The organism is Sporolactobacillus sp. THM19-2 (assembly GCF_004153195.1).
Lineage (GTDB): Bacteria > Bacillota > Bacilli > Bacillales > Sporolactobacillaceae > Sporolactobacillus.
The window spans coordinates 13668-33757 of record NZ_SEMC01000015.1; the positions used below are offsets into that span (position 1 = coordinate 13668).

The 20090-nt window shown below is 47.6% G+C and carries 20 protein-coding genes and 1 other annotated feature; all 20 genes read left to right on the top strand.

The window, feature by feature from the left end; genetic code table 11:
• Positions 1–2: 2 nt before the first annotated feature.
• The 20 genes from EWH91_RS10520 (at position 3) to rplW (ending at position 20069) form a co-directional block, all read left to right on the top strand.
• Positions 3–512, top strand: a complete 510-nt coding sequence (locus EWH91_RS10520) for an NYN domain-containing protein (RefSeq protein WP_129930053.1) — start codon at positions 3–5, stop codon at positions 510–512.
• A gap of 73 nt (positions 513–585) precedes the next feature.
• Positions 586–1236, top strand: a complete 651-nt coding sequence (gene sigH, locus EWH91_RS10525; RefSeq protein WP_129929998.1) for an RNA polymerase sporulation sigma factor SigH — start codon at positions 586–588, stop codon at positions 1234–1236.
• Positions 1237–1632: 396 nt separating this feature from the next.
• Positions 1633–1827, top strand: a complete 195-nt coding sequence (gene secE / locus EWH91_RS10530) for a preprotein translocase subunit SecE (protein ID WP_129929999.1) — start codon at positions 1633–1635, stop codon at positions 1825–1827.
• Positions 1828–1864: 37 nt separating this feature from the next.
• Positions 1865–2401: a transcription termination/antitermination protein NusG gene (nusG, locus tag EWH91_RS10535; protein WP_129930000.1), complete on the top strand. Its 537-nt coding sequence runs from the start codon at positions 1865–1867 to the stop codon at positions 2399–2401.
• A 167-nt stretch (positions 2402–2568) separates the two neighbouring features.
• A complete protein-coding gene (rplK, locus tag EWH91_RS10540; RefSeq protein WP_129930001.1) occupies positions 2569–2994 on the top strand; it encodes a 50S ribosomal protein L11 in 426 nt (141 codons plus the stop codon).
• 93 nt (positions 2995–3087) lie between these two features.
• A complete protein-coding gene (rplA, locus tag EWH91_RS10545) occupies positions 3088–3780 on the top strand; it encodes a 50S ribosomal protein L1 (protein WP_129930002.1) in 693 nt (230 codons plus the stop codon).
• A gap of 51 nt (positions 3781–3831) precedes the next feature.
• Positions 3832–3980: a sequence feature (ribosomal protein L10 leader region), on the top strand.
• Positions 3981–4041: 61 nt separating this feature from the next.
• A complete protein-coding gene (gene rplJ, locus EWH91_RS10550) occupies positions 4042–4548 on the top strand; it encodes a 50S ribosomal protein L10 (RefSeq protein ID WP_129930003.1) in 507 nt (168 codons plus the stop codon).
• Positions 4549–4618: 70 nt separating this feature from the next.
• The gene (gene rplL, locus EWH91_RS10555; protein WP_129930004.1) at positions 4619–4981 is read left to right on the top strand and encodes a 50S ribosomal protein L7/L12; all 363 of its coding nucleotides are present in this window, start codon (positions 4619–4621) and stop codon (positions 4979–4981) included.
• Between the two features lie 123 nt (positions 4982–5104).
• Positions 5105–5719, top strand: coding sequence for a class I SAM-dependent methyltransferase (locus EWH91_RS10560; RefSeq protein ID WP_129930005.1), 615 nt, complete (start codon positions 5105–5107; stop codon positions 5717–5719).
• Between the two features lie 149 nt (positions 5720–5868).
• Positions 5869–9390: a DNA-directed RNA polymerase subunit beta gene (gene rpoB / locus EWH91_RS10565; RefSeq protein WP_129930006.1), complete on the top strand. Its 3522-nt coding sequence runs from the start codon at positions 5869–5871 to the stop codon at positions 9388–9390.
• A gap of 100 nt (positions 9391–9490) precedes the next feature.
• The gene (gene rpoC, locus EWH91_RS10570; protein ID WP_129930007.1) at positions 9491–13114 is read left to right on the top strand and encodes a DNA-directed RNA polymerase subunit beta'; all 3624 of its coding nucleotides are present in this window, start codon (positions 9491–9493) and stop codon (positions 13112–13114) included.
• A gap of 83 nt (positions 13115–13197) precedes the next feature.
• Entirely contained in the window at positions 13198–13449 is a 252-nt protein-coding gene (locus EWH91_RS10575; protein WP_129930008.1) for a 50S ribosomal protein L7ae-like protein, read from the top strand.
• A 101-nt stretch (positions 13450–13550) separates the two neighbouring features.
• Entirely contained in the window at positions 13551–13964 is a 414-nt protein-coding gene (gene rpsL, locus EWH91_RS10580) for a 30S ribosomal protein S12 (protein ID WP_129930009.1), read from the top strand.
• A gap of 31 nt (positions 13965–13995) precedes the next feature.
• Positions 13996–14466 (top strand): 30S ribosomal protein S7, encoded by a 471-nt coding sequence (rpsG, locus tag EWH91_RS10585; protein WP_129930010.1) that lies wholly within the window; start codon positions 13996–13998, stop codon positions 14464–14466.
• A 31-nt stretch (positions 14467–14497) separates the two neighbouring features.
• Entirely contained in the window at positions 14498–16576 is a 2079-nt protein-coding gene (gene fusA / locus EWH91_RS10590; protein WP_129930011.1) for an elongation factor G, read from the top strand.
• A gap of 138 nt (positions 16577–16714) precedes the next feature.
• Positions 16715–17902 carry an elongation factor Tu gene (gene tuf, locus EWH91_RS10595; protein WP_129930012.1) on the top strand — a complete coding sequence of 396 codons (1188 nt, stop codon included), beginning with the start codon at positions 16715–16717 and terminating at the stop codon, positions 17900–17902.
• A gap of 259 nt (positions 17903–18161) precedes the next feature.
• Positions 18162–18470 carry a 30S ribosomal protein S10 gene (gene rpsJ / locus EWH91_RS10600; protein ID WP_129930013.1) on the top strand — a complete coding sequence of 103 codons (309 nt, stop codon included), beginning with the start codon at positions 18162–18164 and terminating at the stop codon, positions 18468–18470.
• Positions 18471–18499: 29 nt separating this feature from the next.
• The gene (gene rplC / locus EWH91_RS10605) at positions 18500–19138 is read left to right on the top strand and encodes a 50S ribosomal protein L3 (RefSeq protein ID WP_129930014.1); all 639 of its coding nucleotides are present in this window, start codon (positions 18500–18502) and stop codon (positions 19136–19138) included.
• A 17-nt stretch (positions 19139–19155) separates the two neighbouring features.
• Positions 19156–19779: a 50S ribosomal protein L4 gene (gene rplD, locus EWH91_RS10610; RefSeq protein ID WP_129930015.1), complete on the top strand. Its 624-nt coding sequence runs from the start codon at positions 19156–19158 to the stop codon at positions 19777–19779.
• Positions 19779–20069 carry a 50S ribosomal protein L23 gene (gene rplW / locus EWH91_RS10615; protein WP_129930016.1) on the top strand — a complete coding sequence of 97 codons (291 nt, stop codon included), beginning with the start codon at positions 19779–19781 and terminating at the stop codon, positions 20067–20069. Before rplD ends, rplW begins: the two co-directional genes overlap by 1 nt.
• Positions 20070–20090: the final 21 nt, after the last annotated feature.

Below are 20090 nucleotides of genomic sequence, written 5' to 3' on the forward strand. Positions count from 1 at the left end.
TTTTGAAAGACATTCTGATCGTTGACGGATATAATGTGATCGGAGCATGGAAGGAACTGAAGGCGCTAAAAAAGAAAGAGCTCGAAAATGCCAGAGATATGCTGATTGATAAGATGGCTGAATATCAGGCAGTTACGGGCTGGCGGGTCATCATTATCTTTGACGCTTATCTGATCCCTGGAAAAGAGATCCGGACGCATAAATCCAGAGTAGAAGTGATTTACACCAAAAAAAGTGAAAAGGCAGATCAGAAGATTGAAGGCCTGATTAAAAAAATGAAAAACGTTAAAACGCGGATCCATGTCGCAACATCTGACATGGCGGAACAATGGGCCGTTTTCTCGCAGGGTGCACTGCGCATGCCGTCACGGGAACTGGTTGAAGAAATCAGGACCATTGACAGTCAGATTAAACAAGCCATCATCGATACCAGACCACAGACTAAAGGGTCAAAGATTCCCCTTGACCGGACCATAAGGGAAAAGCTGGAGAAAATGCGCAGAGGTTTTTGAATTTTCTTGACGATTCTAATTTCTTTACTGTATAATCGCAAACAAAGGCATCAACGTTTCCGGGGGGATGAAAATGAGTTACAATCCAGTTCAGTCTGACACAGCAACGTTTCGGTTACTTGATGATGAACATTTGCTAAGAATTGTCCAGGATGGAAACAAAGAGGCTCTGGAGTACCTCATTTTTAAATATAAGAATTTTGTCCGTGCCAAAGCGAAAGCCTATTTTCTGGTCGGGGGTGAACACGAAGATATTATTCAGGAGGGCATGATCGGCCTGTATAAGGCTATCCGTGATTACAGGGGAGACAAGCCCGCTTCTTTTAAAGCGTTTGCAGAACTTTGCATTACAAGGCAAATGATTACGGCTGTAAAAACGGCGACCAGAATGAAGCATATCCCGCTGAATTCTTATATTTCTCTTGACAAACCGATTTATGATGAAGAATCTGAAAGGACTTTGATGGATGTTGTCGGTGAAGATGATTCTTCCGATCCGGAGATGCTGTTTATTAACCGGGAAGAATGTGACGATATCGAGGAAAAACTATCGCATATGCTGAGTGAGCTGGAACGAAAAGTGCTTCGCCAGTATCTCGACGGACGGACCTACCAGGAAATATCTGTGAACCTGAAAAGACATATCAAGTCTGTTGATAATGCGCTGCAGCGCGTGAAAAGAAAACTTGAACATTGCCTGCAGATGAAAAAGCTGAGTATCTGATCTGCCCCTGTGTTTATTGACAGGCCTGCAGTGATGTGATAAATTGAAAAAAGAGTAGAATTGCGACAGGAAAGGCGTCATGACGCCTTTCTTTTAGTGTATGAAATTATTCCTGTCTGAGCCCGCCGTTCGGGTAAGCCCACGCAGCGCGGGTATCCGGACGAGGCGGCTCACGGATCGCCCGCTGTCCGCGGGCGCCTGAAGCGAAATGAAGATAAGTTTAACAGCGCCAGGAAAAAGATTTTTCCTGCTGTACGTCGGCAGCATCGGCAGCAAAGGACAGGAACTGACAGAGAGAAGACAGTACGGCCCGAAATCAATAAGTTCTGCAGCACTGTAATACACGCACACCGCGCACAGGGGAATGAAGAACGAGGAATCGGAGGTATAACAAGCATGGCAGGTATTGTAAAGGGGACCGGGAAATTTTTCCGGAGCATCATTACGGAAACCAGGAAAGTCACCTGGCCAACGCGCAGAGAACTGTTCAAATATACGGTTACAGTGATTGTGACTGTTGTATTTCTGGCTGTATTCTTTGTACTGGTTGACTTGGGCATTACGGAACTTATGCGTGTGATCACAGACTGATAATGGCCTGAAGGATAATCATTGGAGGAAGAAAGTTATGGAAAAGAACTGGTATGTTATTCACACATACTCGGGTTATGAAAACAAGGTCAAGACCAACCTCGAAAAAAGAGTGGAATCCATGGGTATGGCTGATAAAATATTCCGGATTCTCGTTCCGATGGAAGAGGAGACAGAAATTAAAAACGGCCAGAAAAAGACAGCTATGCGGAAGGTGTTCCCCGGATATGTCCTGACTGAAATGATTATGACAGACGATTCATGGTACGTTGTGCGCAACACACCCGGTGTTACAGGCTTCGTCGGCTCAACGGGAGCGGGTTCAAAACCGATTCCGCTGCTCCCGGAAGAAGTAGATGGCATTCTAAAGCAAATGGGCCTGAAAGAGAAAACTGTGGATGTTCATTTTGAAATTAATGAACAGGTTAAGGTCAAGGAAGGTCCGTTTGCTGATTTCGTCGGCAACGTAGAAAGTATTGACCCGGAGAAGAACAAACTGAAAGTGCATGTGAACATGTTCGGCCGTGAAACACCGGTTGAACTGGATTTTGAACAGGTTCGAAAGCTTGACTGACTTCGCCTTGCAATTTTATCAGCCGGCGTGTATAATTTCAATGTTTGTATGAGCAAAACCTTAACCGATCTCATCATCATAACGGGAAACTGAACAGGCCATAGAGATTTATCAATTGAGTGGGAGGGCTGTGCCCGTACCACAATTTGTTTCAGGGAGGTGCTCTCATGGCAAAGAAAGTAGTCAAACTGGTTAAACTGCAGATTCCGGCAGGGAAAGCAAATCCGGCTCCGCCAGTAGGTCCGGCACTGGGCCAGGCGGGCGTTAATATTATGGGCTTCTGCAAGGAGTTCAACGCACGTACATCTGATCAGGCAGGAATGATCATCCCGGTGGAAATCACCGTATTTGAGGATCGCTCATTTACGTTCATCACAAAGACACCACCGGCAGCTGTTCTGCTGAAAAAGGAAACGGGTATTGAATCCGGTTCGGGTTCACCGAAATTAACGAAAGTAGCAACGATTAAGCGCGATAAAGTGCGTTCAATTGCTGAACTGAAAATGCCTGATCTTAATGCGGCCGATGTAGATGCCGCCATGCGGATGGTTGAAGGAACGGCCCGGAGCATGGGCATTGTTGTGGAAGACTGATCCGTTCTTCACTAAAAGTGAATGAAGTTCGAGCTGTTTTTGATCGGTGGGAGGTCTGATGCAAACCGTTAATACCACAGAGGAGGATTTGGAATGGCTAAAAGAGGAAAGAAATATCTTGATGCAATCAAAGAAGTCGACCGCTCAAAGGCTTATGATATCGATGAAGCTGTCGCACTTGTAAAAAAGATTGCTCATGCGGGTTTTGATGAGTCTGTTGACGTTGCCGTACGACTGGGCGTTGATACCCGAAAGAACGATCAGCAGGTCCGCGGGGCGGTTGTCCTTCCCAACGGAACAGGAAAAACGCAGCGCGTTCTGGTGTTTGCCAGGGGCGACAGGGCTAAGGAAGCGGAAGCTGCCGGAGCTGATTTTGTCGGCGAACAGGAATATGTTGATAAGATCAATGAAGGTTGGTTCGATTTTGACGTCGTCGTTGCCACTCCTGATATGATGGCTCAGGTGGGCCGCCTCGGCCGTGTGCTTGGTCCAAGAGGACTGATGCCGAACCCGAAGACCGGAACGGTAACGTTTGATGTAGAAAAAGCGGTTAAGGAAATTAAAGCCGGCAAAGTAGAATATCGTGCTCAGAAAGATGGTAACGTCCACGTGCCGATTGGCAAGATTTCCTTTGAAGACAGCAAGCTGGTAGAAAATTTCCGGGTTCTGGTTGATACCCTGGTAAAGGCTAAACCTTCTGCAGCAAAGGGGACGTATCTGAAGAACATCGCGATCTCATCAACAATGGGCCCTGGAGTAAAGGTATCAACGGCCCTTGCCCGCTGAAGCGCTTGACAGACGGGTAGAAGGATAATATAATCGCAGTTGTTGTTTGTACACATTGAATAGCAATAACCGAAGACAGCAGGGGCATCACAGATGCTTAATTCTCCCCGCCGAGGTTTTCAGATTCTTGATAACCGTTATGTGTTGGATAGAAATGGTCCCTCATGTCTTCATTGGACTGAGGGTTTTTTATTGCCTTTTATGAGAATCAGGCAAAATCTGAAATTTCCGGACTGCGGGGAAAAGGGGGTGTAACAGAAAATGAGCAATGCGAAAATCATCGAAGGAAAAAAGAAGGTTGTAGATGAGATTGCCGATAAACTGAAAAACAGTGTGGCAGCCATCGTTGTGAACTATCGCGGTCTGTCTGTTGCAGAAGTCACGGAACTGCGTAAACAGCTTCGCGAAGCCGATGTGGATTACAAAGTATATAAAAATACTTTTGCCCGTCGTGCAACAGCATTAACCGACATGACTTCTCTTGATGAAGCACTCACTGGCCCAACAGCCATCTCTTTCAGCAAGGAGGACGTCATTTCCCCGGCAAAAATTCTTTACAATTTTGCGAAGGATCATGAAGCGCTGGAAATCAAAGCCGGTGTTATTGAAGGCAAACCGGTTTCTATTGAAGAACTTCAGACACTCGCCAAGTTGCCGACAAGAGAAGAACTGCTTTCTATGCTGGCCAATGTGCTGCAGGCTCCAATTCGCAAGTTTGCGATTGGCGTCAAGGCTGTTGCCGACAAGAAGGAACAGCAGGAAGCCTGATCCCGGCCTGATCTGTTAACATTTACAAAAAATGAAGTGAAAAAATGCAATTTGAGGAGGATTATAATCAATGACTAAAGAAGATATCATTGGTGCAATTAAAGAGATGTCGGTTCTTGAACTGAACGACCTCGTAAAAGCAATTGAAGATGAATTTGGTGTATCGGCAGCTGCTCAGGTCGCTGCTCCTGCAGGTGCCGGTGCTGCCCAGGCTGAAGAAAAAACAGAATTTGATGTGGTTCTTGCTGAAGTCGGCGGACAGAAAATTAAAGTGATTAAGGCTGTCCGTGAAATCACCGGCCTTGGTCTGAAAGATGCAAAGAATCTGGTAGACGAAGCTCCGAAAGCTGTTAAAGAAGGCGCTGCAAAAGAAGAAGCCGAAGAAATCAAAGCCAAACTCGAAGATGTTGGCGCAAAAGTAGAGCTGAAATAAGTTTCTGCTCACAAGGCCCGCGCTTGCGCGGGCCTTTCTTATTATTTTACACGATAAGTGCAGCATAGTATCTGTTATGACAGGTCCGAAAATAAGGAACTTTGGATTGAGGTGCCGATGTCAATGAACGATCACTATTATTCGGAACATCCCCAGGCAGAAAGTCATCCTCAGGTCATCAGCGTAGAGCTGAGAGGCATCCCCTGCCATTTTACAACTGACGCCGGCGTCTTCTCCAGAAAAGGTGTTGATTTCGGATCCAGATTACTGATCGAATCCTTCCGTGAGTCGCCGGTTCCAGGAAGAATTCTTGACATGGGCTGTGGTTACGGACCGATTGGTATTGCCCTGGCTAAAGCCTTCCCGGAACGCCGGATCATGATGGCTGATATCAATGAACGGGCTGTCCGCCTGGCTCATGAAAATGTGAACGCCAACCATGTGACGGCCGATGTGGTTCAGAGCCATCTGTTTACACATGTTGACGGGACGTTTGCTGCGATTGTGACCAATCCGCCGATTCGCGCAGGGAAAAAAATAGTCCGGGAGATTTTTCAGGATGCCTTTCATCATCTGGTGAGCGGTGGTGAATTTTGGTCGGTTATTCAAAAAAAACAGGGGGCTCCTTCAGCGCTTACTGCACTACGCGAACTGTTCGGTACCGTTCAGATAGAAGCACGCAAGAAGGGGTATCATGTTTTTTGTGCAAAAAAGATTGACAATAAAAATCGACTATGATATTATGTTTTAATGCTAACATTGATACTTTTGTGAGTATGCTATTCCCTTTTATTGGGAATACTAATCAAATAATTTTTGAATGACGGTAAGCTTTTCTATTCAGTTTGCCGATTTTTTCAATATGCTTGATTTGAGGGGTGAAATAGTTGACAGGTCAACTCGTACAATACGGACGCCACCGCCAACGCAGGAGCTACGCTCGGATTAAGGAAGTTCTTGAACTCCCTAATCTTATTGAAATTCAGACCGCCTCCTATCAATGGTTCCTTGATGAGGGAATCAGGGAAATGTTTCAGGACATTTCACCGGTGGAAGATTTTACGGGAAACTTGATTCTGGAATTTGTCGATTACAGTCTGGGAGAACCCAAGTACTCGGTAGACGAAGCGAAATCACGCGATGTGACCTATTCCGCACCGCTGCGTGTTAAAGTGCGGCTGATTAATAAAGAAACCGGCGAAGTGAAAGAACAGGAAGTGTTCATGGGCGACTTTCCGCTGATGACGGAAGCCGGGACATTTATTATCAACGGTGCCGAGCGGGTAATCGTTTCACAGCTTGTCCGCTCTCCAAGTGTTTACTATAATGATAAAATCGACAAGAACGGCAAGAAAGGTTTCGGAGCGACTGTCATCCCTAACCGTGGTGCATGGCTTGAATATGAGACAGATGCCAAGGATATTGCTTATGTGAGAATTGACCGCACACGTAAAGTTCCGATAACGGTGCTTTTACGTTCCCTTGGATTCAGTACAGACCAGGAAATCATTGATCTTCTTGGCGATGATGAATATCTCAGAAATACACTGGAAAAAGACAACACCGATAATACAGACAAAGCACTTGTTGAAATTTATGAACGTCTGCGTCCGGGCGAACCGCCGACTGTTGAGAACGCGAAGAGCCTGCTCGAAGCACGTTTCTTTGATCCGAGACGCTATGATCTGGCTAATGTCGGTCGATATAAAATGAATAAAAAACTGAACATCAAAAACCGTTTGTTCAACCAGCGCCTCGCTGAGAAACTGATTGATCCGGATACCGGTGAAATTGTTGCCAACGAAGGGACACTTCTTGACCGTCGGACGCTGGACCGTCTGCTTCCGATCATTGAGAAGAAACTGGGTTATGTTGAATATACCCCGACAGATGGTGTCATTGCCGGCCAGACGGTCAGAGTTCAGTCGATCAGCGTTTACTCACCGCTTGAAGAAGACCAGGGGAAAGTCATTAAAGTGATCGGCAACTGCGGTATTGACAAGTCGATTAAACATATAACCCCGGCAGATATTTTGTCGTCGATTAACTATTTCTTTAACCTCTTGCACGGCATTGGTGACACAGACGACATTGACCATCTGGGGAACCGCCGTCTCAGGTCGGTCGGGGAACTGCTTCAGAACCAGTTCCGTATCGGCCTTTCAAGAATGGAGCGGGTGATCCGCGAACGGATGTCGATACAGGATACGAATAGTATCACACCACAGGCTCTGATTAATATCCGTCCTGTGATTGCCTCAATAAAAGAATTCTTTGGAAGTTCGCAGCTGTCGCAGTTCATGGATCAGACAAACCCGCTTGCTGAACTGACCCACAAGCGCAGGCTTTCCGCACTGGGTCCGGGTGGTCTGACGCGAGAGCGCGCGGGAATGGAAGTCCGTGATGTTCACTACTCACACTATGGCCGTATGTGCCCAATTGAAACGCCTGAAGGCCCGAACATCGGACTGATCAACTCTCTGTCTACCTATGCACGTGTCAACAAATACGGTTTCATTGAAACACCGTATCGCCGCGTGGATCCGGATACCGGGAAGGTGACGGAACATATTGATTATCTGACTGCGGATGAAGAAGATAACTACGTCGTTGCGCAGGCGAATGCGGAACTGAACGAGGATGGCTCATTTAAGGATGATCATATTCTCGCCCGTTTCCGGAGTGAAAATCTGGTCGTCCATCGTGATCGTGTGGACTACATGGATGTCTCTCCAAAGCAGGTCGTCTCTGTTGCGTCCGCATGTATCCCCTTCCTCGCCAACGACGACTCAAACCGTGCACTCATGGGCGCCAACATGCAGCGCCAGGCCGTTCCTCTGCTGAAACCGGAAGCACCGATTGTCGGAACAGGTATGGAATACGTTTCGGCCCGTGATTCCGGTGCTGCTATCCGTTCGAAATTCCGCGGGCGTGTAGAGTACGTTTCTGCAGACAGGATCCGGGTACGTACGCTGGAGACGGTCGACGGGCAGGAGACCGAAGGCGATACGATGACTTACAAATTGTCTAAATTTGAACGTTCGAACCAGGGGATGTGCTACAACCAGAAACCGATTGTTAAAACAGGTATGGTTGTTGATAAAGGCGAAATTATTGCCGATGGTCCATCAATGGACAACGGTGAACTTGCTCTCGGCCGTAACGTACTTGTCGGATTCATGACCTGGAACGGATATAACTATGAAGATGCCGTCATCATGAGTGAAAAGCTGGTCAAAGATGATGTGTACACTTCTATTCATATTGAGGAATACGAATCCGATGCCCGCGATACCAAGCTGGGACCGGAAGACATCACCCGCGACATTCCGAATGTCGGTGAAGATGCCCTCAGGAACCTGGATGACCGTGGCATTATCCGCGTCGGCGCCGAAGTGCGGGATGGAGATATCCTGGTTGGAAAAGTGACCCCGAAAGGCGTTACGGAACTGACTGCAGAAGAACGGCTTCTCCATGCCATATTCGGTGAGAAGGCACGCGAAGTACGTGATACATCGCTTAAGGTACCACATGGAGGCGGCGGTATTGTCCATGATGTCAAGATCTTTACCCGGGATGCCGGAGATGAACTGCCGCCGGGTGTCAATGAACTGGTTCGTGTCTACATCGCTCAGAAGAGAAAAATCCATGAAGGCGACAAGATGGCCGGACGTCACGGAAACAAAGGTGTCATCTCCAAGATTCTTCCTGAAGAGGATATGCCTTATCTGCCTAACGGCCGTCCGCTCGACATCATGCTGAACCCGCTCGGCGTGCCTTCCCGTATGAATATCGGGCAGGTGCTCGAACTCCATCTTGGTATGGCCGCCCATGAACTGGGCATCCACGTGGCAACCCCCGTTTTCGACGGAGCGCGTGAGGAAGATGTCTGGAGCACACTGGACGAAGCGGGCATGCCCCGTGACGGAAAAACAGTCCTGTATGACGGACGTACAGGCGAACCCTTTGACAACCGGGTTTCTGTCGGCGTGATGTATATGATCAAGCTGGCACACATGGTTGATGATAAACTGCACGCACGTTCTACGGGTCCTTATTCACTGGTTACGCAGCAGCCTCTTGGAGGAAAGGCACAGTTCGGAGGCCAGCGTTTCGGTGAAATGGAAGTATGGGCACTTGAAGCCTATGGTGCTGCCCACACACTCCAGGAAATTCTGACGGTTAAATCCGACGATGTCGTCGGACGTGTGAAAACTTATGAGTCCATCGTCAAAGGTGAAAATTTACCGGAACCCGGTGTTCCTGAAGCTTTTAAAGTATTAATCAAAGAACTTCAGAGCCTTGGCATGGATGTTAAAGTACTTGCTGCAGATAAATCGGAAATTGTGATTAAGGAACTTGAAGATGAAGAAGAAAATGTTGATGATAACCTGAATGTGCAGGTTTGACGATCCATTGGAAAGAATCAACCTCTTCAGGCAAACAGCTTGGTGAAACAACTCGGCTCCAGGATGGCCGAAACACTGAAAAATAAGGGAGGTTGCCCCCTTGCTGGATGTTAATAAATTTGAATTTATGAAGATTGGTTTAGCATCACCAGACAAAATTCGTTCATGGTCGCATGGCGAAGTCAAAAAACCTGAAACCATCAACTATAGAACGCTGAAACCGGAAAAAGACGGTCTGTTCTGTGAACGTATTTTCGGGCCGACAAAAGACTGGGAATGTCATTGTGGAAAATACAAACGCGTGAGGTATAAAGGCGTGGTTTGTGACCGCTGCGGTGTTGAAGTGACCCGGGCGAAAGTCCGCAGAGAAAGAATGGGTCATATTGAACTTGCAGCACCTGTTTCCCATATATGGTACTTCAAAGGTATTCCAAGCCGGATGGGTCTTCTGCTCGACATGTCCCCCAGAGCGCTGGAAGAAGTCATCTACTTTGCTTCTTATGCTGTGACCGAACCAGGTGATACACCGCTCGAAAAGAAACAGCTTCTTTCCGAAAAGGAATACCGCAGTTACCGTGAAAAATACGGTACGGCATTCAAAGCGGGCATGGGTGCTGAAGCCATCAAAAAATTACTTCAGGATGTTGACCTGGATAAAGAATCTGAAACCCTTCAGCAGGAGATCAAGAACATTCAGGGCCAGCGACGGACCCGCGCCGTTAAAAGACTTGAAGTGGTCGAAGCATTCCGTGAATCCGGCAACGAGCCGTCATGGATGATTCTGGACGTTCTGCCGGTCATCCCTCCTGAACTGCGTCCGATGGTTCAGCTGGATGGCGGTCGTTTCGCAACAAGCGATCTGAATGATCTGTATCGACGCGTCATCAACCGTAACAACAGACTGAAAAGACTGCTGGAGCTTGGTGCACCGAGCATTATCGTCCAGAACGAAAAACGTATGCTTCAGGAAGCGGTCGACTCTCTGATTGACAACGGACGTCGCGGACGTCCTGTCACCGGACCGGGTAACCGTCCGCTCAAATCACTGTCTCACATGCTGAAAGGAAAGCAGGGCCGGTTCCGTCAGAATCTGCTTGGCAAACGTGTTGATTATTCCGGACGTTCTGTTATTGCTGTCGGACCAAGCCTGCAAATGTATCAGTGCGGGCTGCCGAAGGAAATGGCGCTTGAACTGTTCAAACCTTTTGTCATGAAAGAACTTGTCGGACGCGGCATTGCGAATAATATCAAGAGTGCCAAGAGAAAGGTTGAGAAAGTCAGCCCGGAAGTCTGGGGTGTTCTGGAAGATGTGATTAAAGAACATCCGGTTTTACTGAACCGTGCACCAACGCTGCACCGTCTGGGTATTCAGGCCTTTGAGCCAAAGATTGTTGAAGGTCGTGCTATTCGTCTTCACCCGCTGGTCTGCACAGCTTACAACGCGGACTTCGACGGTGACCAGATGGCCGTTCATGTTCCGCTCTCAACCGAAGCACAGGCTGAGGCACGTCTTCTGATGCTTGGGGCACAGAATATCCTGAACCCGAAAGACGGTAAACCGATTGTTACACCATCACAGGATATGGTGCTGGGTAACTATTATCTGACCCTTGAGAGAAAAGGGGCCGTTGGTGAAGGAAAGGTATTCGAAGATTCAAACGAGGCTATGCTCGCGTACCATAACGGTTATGTACATCTGCATACCCGGGTTGCGATCCCGGCTGCATCGCTGCATAACCCGACATTTACGGATAAACAGAACAGCGAGTACCTGATCACAACAGTCGGCAAAATGATTTTTAATCGCATTTTGCCCAGATCTTTCCCGTATATTAATGAACCAACGGATCACAACCTTCAGGTGGAAACTCCCGAAAAATATTTCGTGCCGATGGGTTCCAATATTCCGAAAGAGATTGCTTCACGTGATGAGATCTCGCCGTTCAAAAAAGGATATCTGGGACATATCATTGCTGAAGTGTTCAAACGCTATAAAGTTACAGAAACATCGAAATTTCTTGACCGCCTGAAAGCACTTGGATTCCAGTATTCAACGAAAGCCGGAATTACCGTTGGCGTATCCGACGTCATCGTCCTTCCGGAAAAGAAAGAAATACTGGACAAGGCGGAAGAAAATGTTCAGAAAGTCCTGAAACAGTTCCGTCGCGGGTTAATTACCGAAGATGAACGTTATGAACGTGTTGTTGGTATCTGGAGCGACGCCAAAGATACCATCCAGTCCAAACTGATGGACTCGCTGGAAAAGACCAACCCGATCTTTATGATGAGTGATTCCGGTGCCCGTGGTAATGCCTCCAACTTTACGCAGCTGGCAGGTATGCGTGGCCTGATGGCCGACCCGTCAGGGCGTATTATCGAGCTGCCGATTATCTCAAGTTTCCGCGAAGGTCTGACCGTACTGGAGTACTTTATCTCTACACACGGTGCGCGGAAGGGACTTGCGGATACGGCTCTTAAAACCGCCAACTCAGGTTATCTGACACGCCGGCTGGTCGACGTGGCTCAGGATGTGATTGTCAGAGAAGACGACTGCGGTACAGACCGTGGAATTGTCGTTCGAGCCATCCGTGAAGGAACCGAAGAAATCGAAAGCCTGTTTGACCGTATAGTCGGACGTAGGGCAAATAAGACCGTTTATCATCCGGAAACCGGCGAAGTGCTCGTTAAAAAAGATGAGTTGATTAATGAAGACACAGCCACGAACATCGTGAACGCCGGAATTGAAGAGGTGGAAATCCGTTCCGTATTTACCTGCGAGACGCGTCACGGTGTCTGCAGAAAGTGCTACGGTCGTAACCTTGCCACCGGATCTGAAGTTGAGGTGGGTGAAGCCGTCGGCATTATCGCCGCTCAGTCGATTGGTGAACCTGGTACTCAGTTGACGATGCGTACATTCCATACCGGTGGTGTTGCCGGAGACGACATCACGCAAGGTCTCCCGCGTATTCAGGAGCTTTTCGAGGCGAGAAATCCAAAAGGCCAGGCGACCATCACTGAAATTAATGGTGAAGTGACTTCCATCAGTGAATTGAAAGACAAACGTGAAGTGACTGTAAAAGGCGACCTGGAAACCAAGACCTACACGATTCCGTTAAGCGCCCGTATGAAAGTCGGTGAAGGCAGTAAAGTCAAAGCCGGCGATCCGCTCAACGTCGGGTCAATCGATCCGAAAGAGCTGCTTCATGTCGTCGGACTGCGCGGCGTTCAGAACTATCTGCTCCGTGAAGTGCAGAAAGTTTATCGGATGCAGGGTGTTGAAATCGGTGATAAGCACGTAGAAGTCATGGTTCGTCAGATGATGCGGAAGATCCGCGTCATTGACGGCGGTGATACGTCGGTTCTTCCGGGTGCGCTGATGGACATCCATCGATTCAAGGATGATAACCGCGAAGTGCTTCTGCATCATAAGATTCCGGCAACCGGTCATCCGGTATTACTTGGTATTACGAAAGCAGCCCTTGAAACAGAGTCCTTCCTCTCGGCAGCTTCCTTCCAGGAAACGACGAGAGTCCTCACCGATGCAGCGATAAAGGGTAAAACTGATGAACTGGTCGGACTGAAGGAGAATGTCACCATTGGTAAGCTGATTCCGGCCGGAACAGGAATGCAAAGATATCGTAACATTAAGGTTCAGACAGCCGATGAAGATGCACAGACAAAAGAGAAAAAACCTGAAGGGGAACTGATTAATCAGGAAAGCTGATCCGGGTGTTGACAACAGGGTTTGGCAGGTGCTATTATATCTGAGTGTTCTTGAACACTTTGTTACTTTGGAGGATTTGAAATATGTCTTATGAAAAAGTGACACAGGCGAAGAATGGAATTATTATTGGGACGAAGCAGACATTAAAAGCGTTAAAGGAAAAGCGGGCTCAGGAAGTCATTATAGCCCGTGACGCCGATGTCCGTGTAACCAGTAAAGTGCTGAAACTTGCGGAAGAACTGGATGTACCGGTCAGTCCTGTCGATTCAATGAAAAAACTGGGTCAAGCCTGTGGCATTGAAGTCGGGGCTTCGACGGTTGCAATAAAAAGATAACTGTTTTTGCGGAAGCAGTCCTTCTGCAAAAACACTTTTTTGCGCGAAAAAGGAACCGCCTGGATCAGTGGGATTAGAAAATGAAAGGAGGAACTGGTTAGATGCCTACAATTAATCAATTAATTAATAAGGGACGTAAGTCAAGAACGAAGAAGTCGACAGCTCCTGCGTTGAACAAAGGCTACAACAGCTTCAAAAAATCACTGACAGATGATTTTGCTCCGCAGAAGAGGGGCGTATGTACCCGTGTCGGTACGCTGACCCCAAAGAAACCGAACTCTGCGCTTCGTAAATATGCGCGTGTCCGTCTTTCTAATAACATTGAAGTGAACGCGTACATCCCGGGAATCGGTCACAACCTTCAGGAACACAGTGTTGTGCTGATCCGCGGCGGACGTGTCAAGGATCTTCCGGGTGTCCGTTACCATATCATCCGTGGCGCACTGGACACGGCAAGTGTTGTCGATCGTAAGCAGGGCCGTTCAAAATACGGTGCCAAGAAACCGAAGAAATAATAAATAACTGAAACAGAAGGGAGGATCCATCATGCCCAGAAAAGGACCTGTTGAAAGAAGAGACGTACTGCCTGACCCGCTTTATAATTCGAAGCTGGTCACACGGCTGATCAACCGGATTATGAAAGATGGTAAGAGAGGCAAGGCTCAGACGATTCTCTATCAGGCTTTTGATTTAATAAAAAAACGCACCAACCATGAAGCCATGGAAGTTTTTGAACAGGCACTCAAGAATGTTATGCCGGTGCTTGAAGTAAAAGCACGGCGTGTCGGCGGTTCAAACTACCAGGTGCCGGTTGAAGTGCGTCCGGAACGACGGACGACTCTGGGTCTCCGTTATCTGGTGAACTATTCAAGACTTCGCGGCGAGAAAACGATGGTCGAAAGACTGGCGAATGAAATTATTGATGCCTCCAATAATACGGGTGCGTCAGTTAAAAGGCGCGAAGATATGCATAAAATGGCTGAAGCTAATAAGGCTTTCGCTCATTATCGCTGGTAATGCACGAGGCGCATAGGAAGGAGTGAAAAACATGGCAAGGGATTTTCCTTTGGAGAAGACGAGAAATATTGGGATTATGGCCCATATCGACGCCGGTAAAACAACCACAACGGAACGAATTCTCTACTACTCCGGTCGAATCCATAAAATTGGTGAAACCCATGAAGGTGCTTCACAGATGGACTGGATGGATCAGGAAAAGGAACGCGGGATCACGATTACATCTGCTGCGACGACTGCCCAGTGGAAGAATCACAGGATCAACATTATCGATACACCGGGGCATGTAGACTTCACAGTTGAAGTGGAACGCTCTCTGCGTGTCCTTGATGGTGCCGTCACAGTACTTGATGCCCAGTCGGGGGTCGAACCGCAGACGGAAACGGTCTGGCGCCAGGCAACGACATACGGCGTACCGAGAATTGTCTTTGTAAACAAGATGGATAAAATCGGTGCCGACTTCCTGTATTCATGCAAGACGCTTCATGAACGTCTGCACGCTAACGCCCATCCGATTCAGCTGCCAATGGGAGCTGAGGATCACTATAAAGGTGAAATCGATCTGGTTGGTATGAAAGCCTATATTTATGAGGATGAAATGGGTTCGATCATTGACGCCGAAGAGATTCCTGATGAATACAAAAAACAGGCTGAAGCATATCACGACAAGCTGGTTGAGGCGGTCGCTGATGTTGATGACAACATTATGGTGAAATATCTGGATGGTCAGGAAATCACAGTTGATGAATTAAAAGCCGCTATCCGTAAAGCAACCTGTGATGTTAAATTCTTCCCGGTTCTTTGCGGAACAGCCTTTAAAAATAAGGGCGTTCAGCATGTTCTTGATGCCGTCATCGACTATCTTCCGTCCCCGCTTGATGTTCCTCCGATTAAAGGAACACTTCCGGATTCCGGTGAAGATGCGGAGCGTAAAGCAGATGACAGCGAACCGTTCTCCGCACTTGCGTTCAAGGTGATGACGGATCCGTATGTCGGAAAACTGACGTTCTTTCGTGTCTACTCCGGTACTGCCAAAGCGGGCTCATACGTCCAGAACTCAACAAAGGATACACGGGAACGCCTTGGACGAATCCTGTTAATGCATGCCAACCACAGAAGCGAAATCAAGCAGGTATATTCCGGTGATATCGCAGCTGCCGTTGGTTTGAAGAATACAACGACCGGAGATACACTCTGTGATGAAGATAATCAGGTCATTCTGGAGTCCATGGATTTCCCTGATCCGGTCATTCACGTTGCGATTGAACCAAAATCAAAAGCAGATCAGGATAAAATGGATATCGCTCTGGCAAAACTGGCTGAAGAAGATCCTACTTTTAAAACGCGCACGGATGACGAAACCGGTCAGACGATTATCGGAGGTATGGGTGAGTTGCACCTGGACATCATTGTTGACCGTCTGCGCCGCGAGTTTAAAGTTGACGCTAATGTAGGTGCTCCTCAGGTTGCCTACCGAGAAACCTTAACCAAAGCGGGTCGCTGTGAAGGTAAATTTATCCGTCAGTCCGGCGGACGTGGGCAATATGGTCACGTCTGGATCGAATTCGAGCCTCTTAAAGAAGGAGAAGGCTTTGTATTTGAAGACAAGGTTGTCGGTGGCGTTGTGCCGCGTGAATACATCCCGGCAGTTGAGTCCGGGCTGAAAGAATCGCTGGCAAATGGCCTGCTTGCCGGCTATCCGATGATTGATGTAAAGGCGAGCCTGGTTGACGGATCTTACCACGATGTCGACTCAAGTGAAATGGCCTTTAAGATCGCTGCATCGATGGCACTTAAAGCAGCTAAAAATACCTGTGCTCCGGTGATCCTCGAACCTATCATGAAGGTTGAGGTTAATATCCCTGAGGAGTATCTCGGTGATATTATGGGAGACATTACAAGCCGTCGCGGACGTGTTGACGGAATGGAAGCCCGCGCAGGCGCACAGGCCGTTAATGCACATGTGCCGCTGGCTGAAATGTTCGGTTATGCGACCTCACTCCGTTCCTCTACTCAGGGACGCGGGACATTCACGATGCAATTTGACCACTATGAACAGGTGCCGAAGAGTATCAGTGAAGAGATCATTAAAAAGGCTACAGGTGAATAACAACTTTTGTATGCCCGGTAATTGTCACACTTTGTTTTTTATTGTAAGCTAAGGGAGATGGCAAACAACGAGCCTGCCTGCTTCCTTACTGCATATAAATTAAAACTTTGCATTGAATTAAAGGAGGATTATAAATCCATGGCTAAAGAACATTATGAACGCACAAAACCGCATGTTAATATTGGCACAATCGGTCACGTTGACCACGGTAAAACAACTTTGACTGCAGCGATTACAAGTGTGCTTGCCAAGCAAGGTACAGCTAAGGCACGTGCTTATGATTCTATTGATGGTGCTCCGGAGGAACGTGAACGTGGGATCACGATTTCAACGGCACACGTTGAATATGAAACTGAAAAGCGTCATTATGCACACGTTGACTGCCCCGGCCACGCAGACTATGTAAAGAACATGATCACCGGTGCAGCACAGATGGACGGTGCGATTCTTGTTGTCTCCGCTGTTGATGGTCCGATGCCGCAGACTCGTGAACACATTTTGCTGGCACACCAGGTCGGTGTTCCTGCAATCATTGTATACCTGAACAAGACGGATCAGGTTGACGATCCTGAACTTCTGGAACTGGTTGAAATGGAAGTTCGTGACCTGCTCAGTGAATACGGTTATCCGGGTGACGATGTACCGGTTATCAAAGGTTCTGCTCTGAAAGCTCTCCAGGGCGACCCTGAAGAAGAAAAACATATTGTTGAACTGATGGATGCCGTTGATAACTACATCCCGACACCTCAGCGTGACAATGACAAGCCATTTATGATGCCTGTCGAAGATGTCTTCTCCATTTCCGGTCGTGGTACGGTTGCAACCGGCCGTGTAGAACGCGGAACGGTTAAAATCGGTGACGAAGTTGAAATTCTTGGTCTGACTGATGCACCGAAGAAGACCGTTGTAACCGGTGTTGAAATGTTCCGTAAAACTCTGGACTTCGCTGAAGCCGGTGATAACATCGGGGCGCTTCTTCGTGGTATTGACCGTGATGGTGTAGAACGCGGCCAGGTTTTAATTAAACCAGGTACGGTTACAGCATATACGCACTTCAAAGCTCAGGTTTACGTTTTGAAGAAAGAAGAAGGTGGCCGTCATACGCCTTTCTTCTCAAACTACCGTCCGCAATTCTATTTCAGGACAACCGACGTAACCGGCACAATCACTCTTCCGGAAGGAACAGAAATGGTTATGCCCGGCGACAACGTCAATATGGATGTTCAGCTGATTTCACCGATCGCTATTGAAAAGGGAACAAAGTTCACGATTCGTGAAGGTGGCCGTACAGTAGGCGCCGGCTCTGTTTCTGAAATCGTTGAATAAGAAACAGATAAAAAGAACATCCCTCCAGGGGGATGTTCTTTTTTTAACTTTACAGCGGCCAACCTGAAGAGCTGGAGAAAAAAACAGGTTAATTCTTGATTTGTCCGGTATGCTCATGTATAATGAGTAAGTTGTTTGTTAGCGATGATGCGGAAGGTTGCGGATACACCCGGCTCCTTTGCCAAGGCGGGTGCAGATGGAAATTTTCGTGGAGCAAGTCTGTTTTTAAAAAATGGACGAAAAAAGGAGGGAATGTAACATGGCAAAGCAAAAGATTCGCATTCGTTTAAAGGCATATGATCATCGTATTCTGGATCAGTCGGCTGAAAAGATTGTGGAAACGGCAAAACGTTCGGGAGCAAGGGTTTCAGGACCGATTCCGCTCCCCACAGAAAAGTCGATTTACACCGTTCTGCGTGCCGTGCACAAATACAAAGACTCACGTGAACAGTTCGAAATGCGTACGCACAAACGTTTAGTTGATATTGTTGAGCCGACACCTCAGACGGTTGATTCATTAATGAGACTGGATCTTCCTTCAGGTGTAGACATCGAAATTAAGTTATAAATCCCTATATGAAACAGGAGGTGTAACGGATGACTAAAGGAATCTTAGGCAAAAAAATCGGTATGACGCAGATTTTTGCGGAAAACGGCGATGCACTCCCGGTTACGGTTGTTGATGTATCGGGTAATGTGGTTCTTCAGAAAAAGACGGCCGAATCAGATGGTTACGAAGCCGTTCAGCTTGGCTTTGACAAACTGAAGGAATCACGCATTGTCAAACCGGTTCAGGGACACGCCGATAAAGCAAAGGCGGAACCTAAGCGCTTCATTAAGGAAATCCGTGATGTAAACCTTGACGACTATGAAGTTGGTCAGGAAGTAACAGCTGATATTTTCAAAGCAGGAGACATCATTGACGTAACGGGTACTTCGAAGGGGAAAGGCTATCAGGGCCCGATTAAACGGAACAACCAGTCCCGCGGACCGATGACACATGGTTCACGTTACCATCGTCGTCCGGGCTCTTTGGGCGTTATCGACCCGGCCCGCGTGTTCAAAGGCAAAAAGCTCGCCGGTCGTATGGGCGGAGAGAGAATAACCGTACAAAACCTCGTTGTTGCAAAAGTTGACGCTGAACGGAAACTGCTTCTGATCAGAGGCAATGTCCCGGGCGCAAAGAAAAGCTATATTACGATAAAATCTGCCCGTAAAGCGGCAGAAGCTAAATAAGAAAGGAGGATGCTTCCATGCCAAAAGTAACTGTTTATGATCAAAAAGGTGCTGAGGTCGGAAATGTTGAACTGGCTGATGCCGTTTTTGGCATTGAACCGAATGAACATGTCCTGTATCAGGCGGTTGTGATGCAGCAGGCGTCACAGCGTCAGGGCACGCACGCTGTTAAAAACCGTTCTGCAGTACGCGGCGGCGGAAGAAAACCGTGGCGCCAGAAAGGAACCGGCCGCGCACGTCAGGGATCCACACGTTCCCCGCAGTGGGTCGGTGGCGGTACGGTATTTGGACCGACACCACGCAGCTATGCCTATAAACTTCCTAAAAAGGTGCGCAGACTGGCTATTAAATCTGCTTTATCAGGGAAAGTCGGAGAAAAGGATTTAATTGTTCTGGACAGCCTTAAATTTGAAGCTCCGAAAACAAAAGAATTTATTGCTGTATTGAAGAATCTGTCAGTATCAGAAAAAGCTCTTGTTGTCACGAATGAAGCGGATGACACCGTGATCCTGTCCTCCCGCAATATTCCTGGTGTAAAGGTACTGACAGCATCCCAGGTCAACGTTCTTGATGTTCTGGCACATAACAAACTGATTGTCACCAGGGACGCTGCCGAAAAACTTGGGGAGGTGCTTGCATAATGAAGGATCCGCATGATATTATTAAGCGCCCCGTGCTGACTGAAAAAACAACAGATCAGATGGCGGACAAGAAATATACGTTTGATGTTGATCTTCGTGCAAACAAATCTGAAATCAAACGCGCTGTGGAAGCCGTTTTTGAAGTTAAGGTCGATAAAGTCAATACCATGAACGTGAAGGGTAAGCCGAAACGTTATGGCCGCTATTCCGGCTACACAGCACGACGCAAAAAAGCGATTGTTACTCTGACACCTGAAAGTAAAGAACTCGATTTTTACGAGGGCGAATGAGCATCAGTAAAGAAGGAGGTT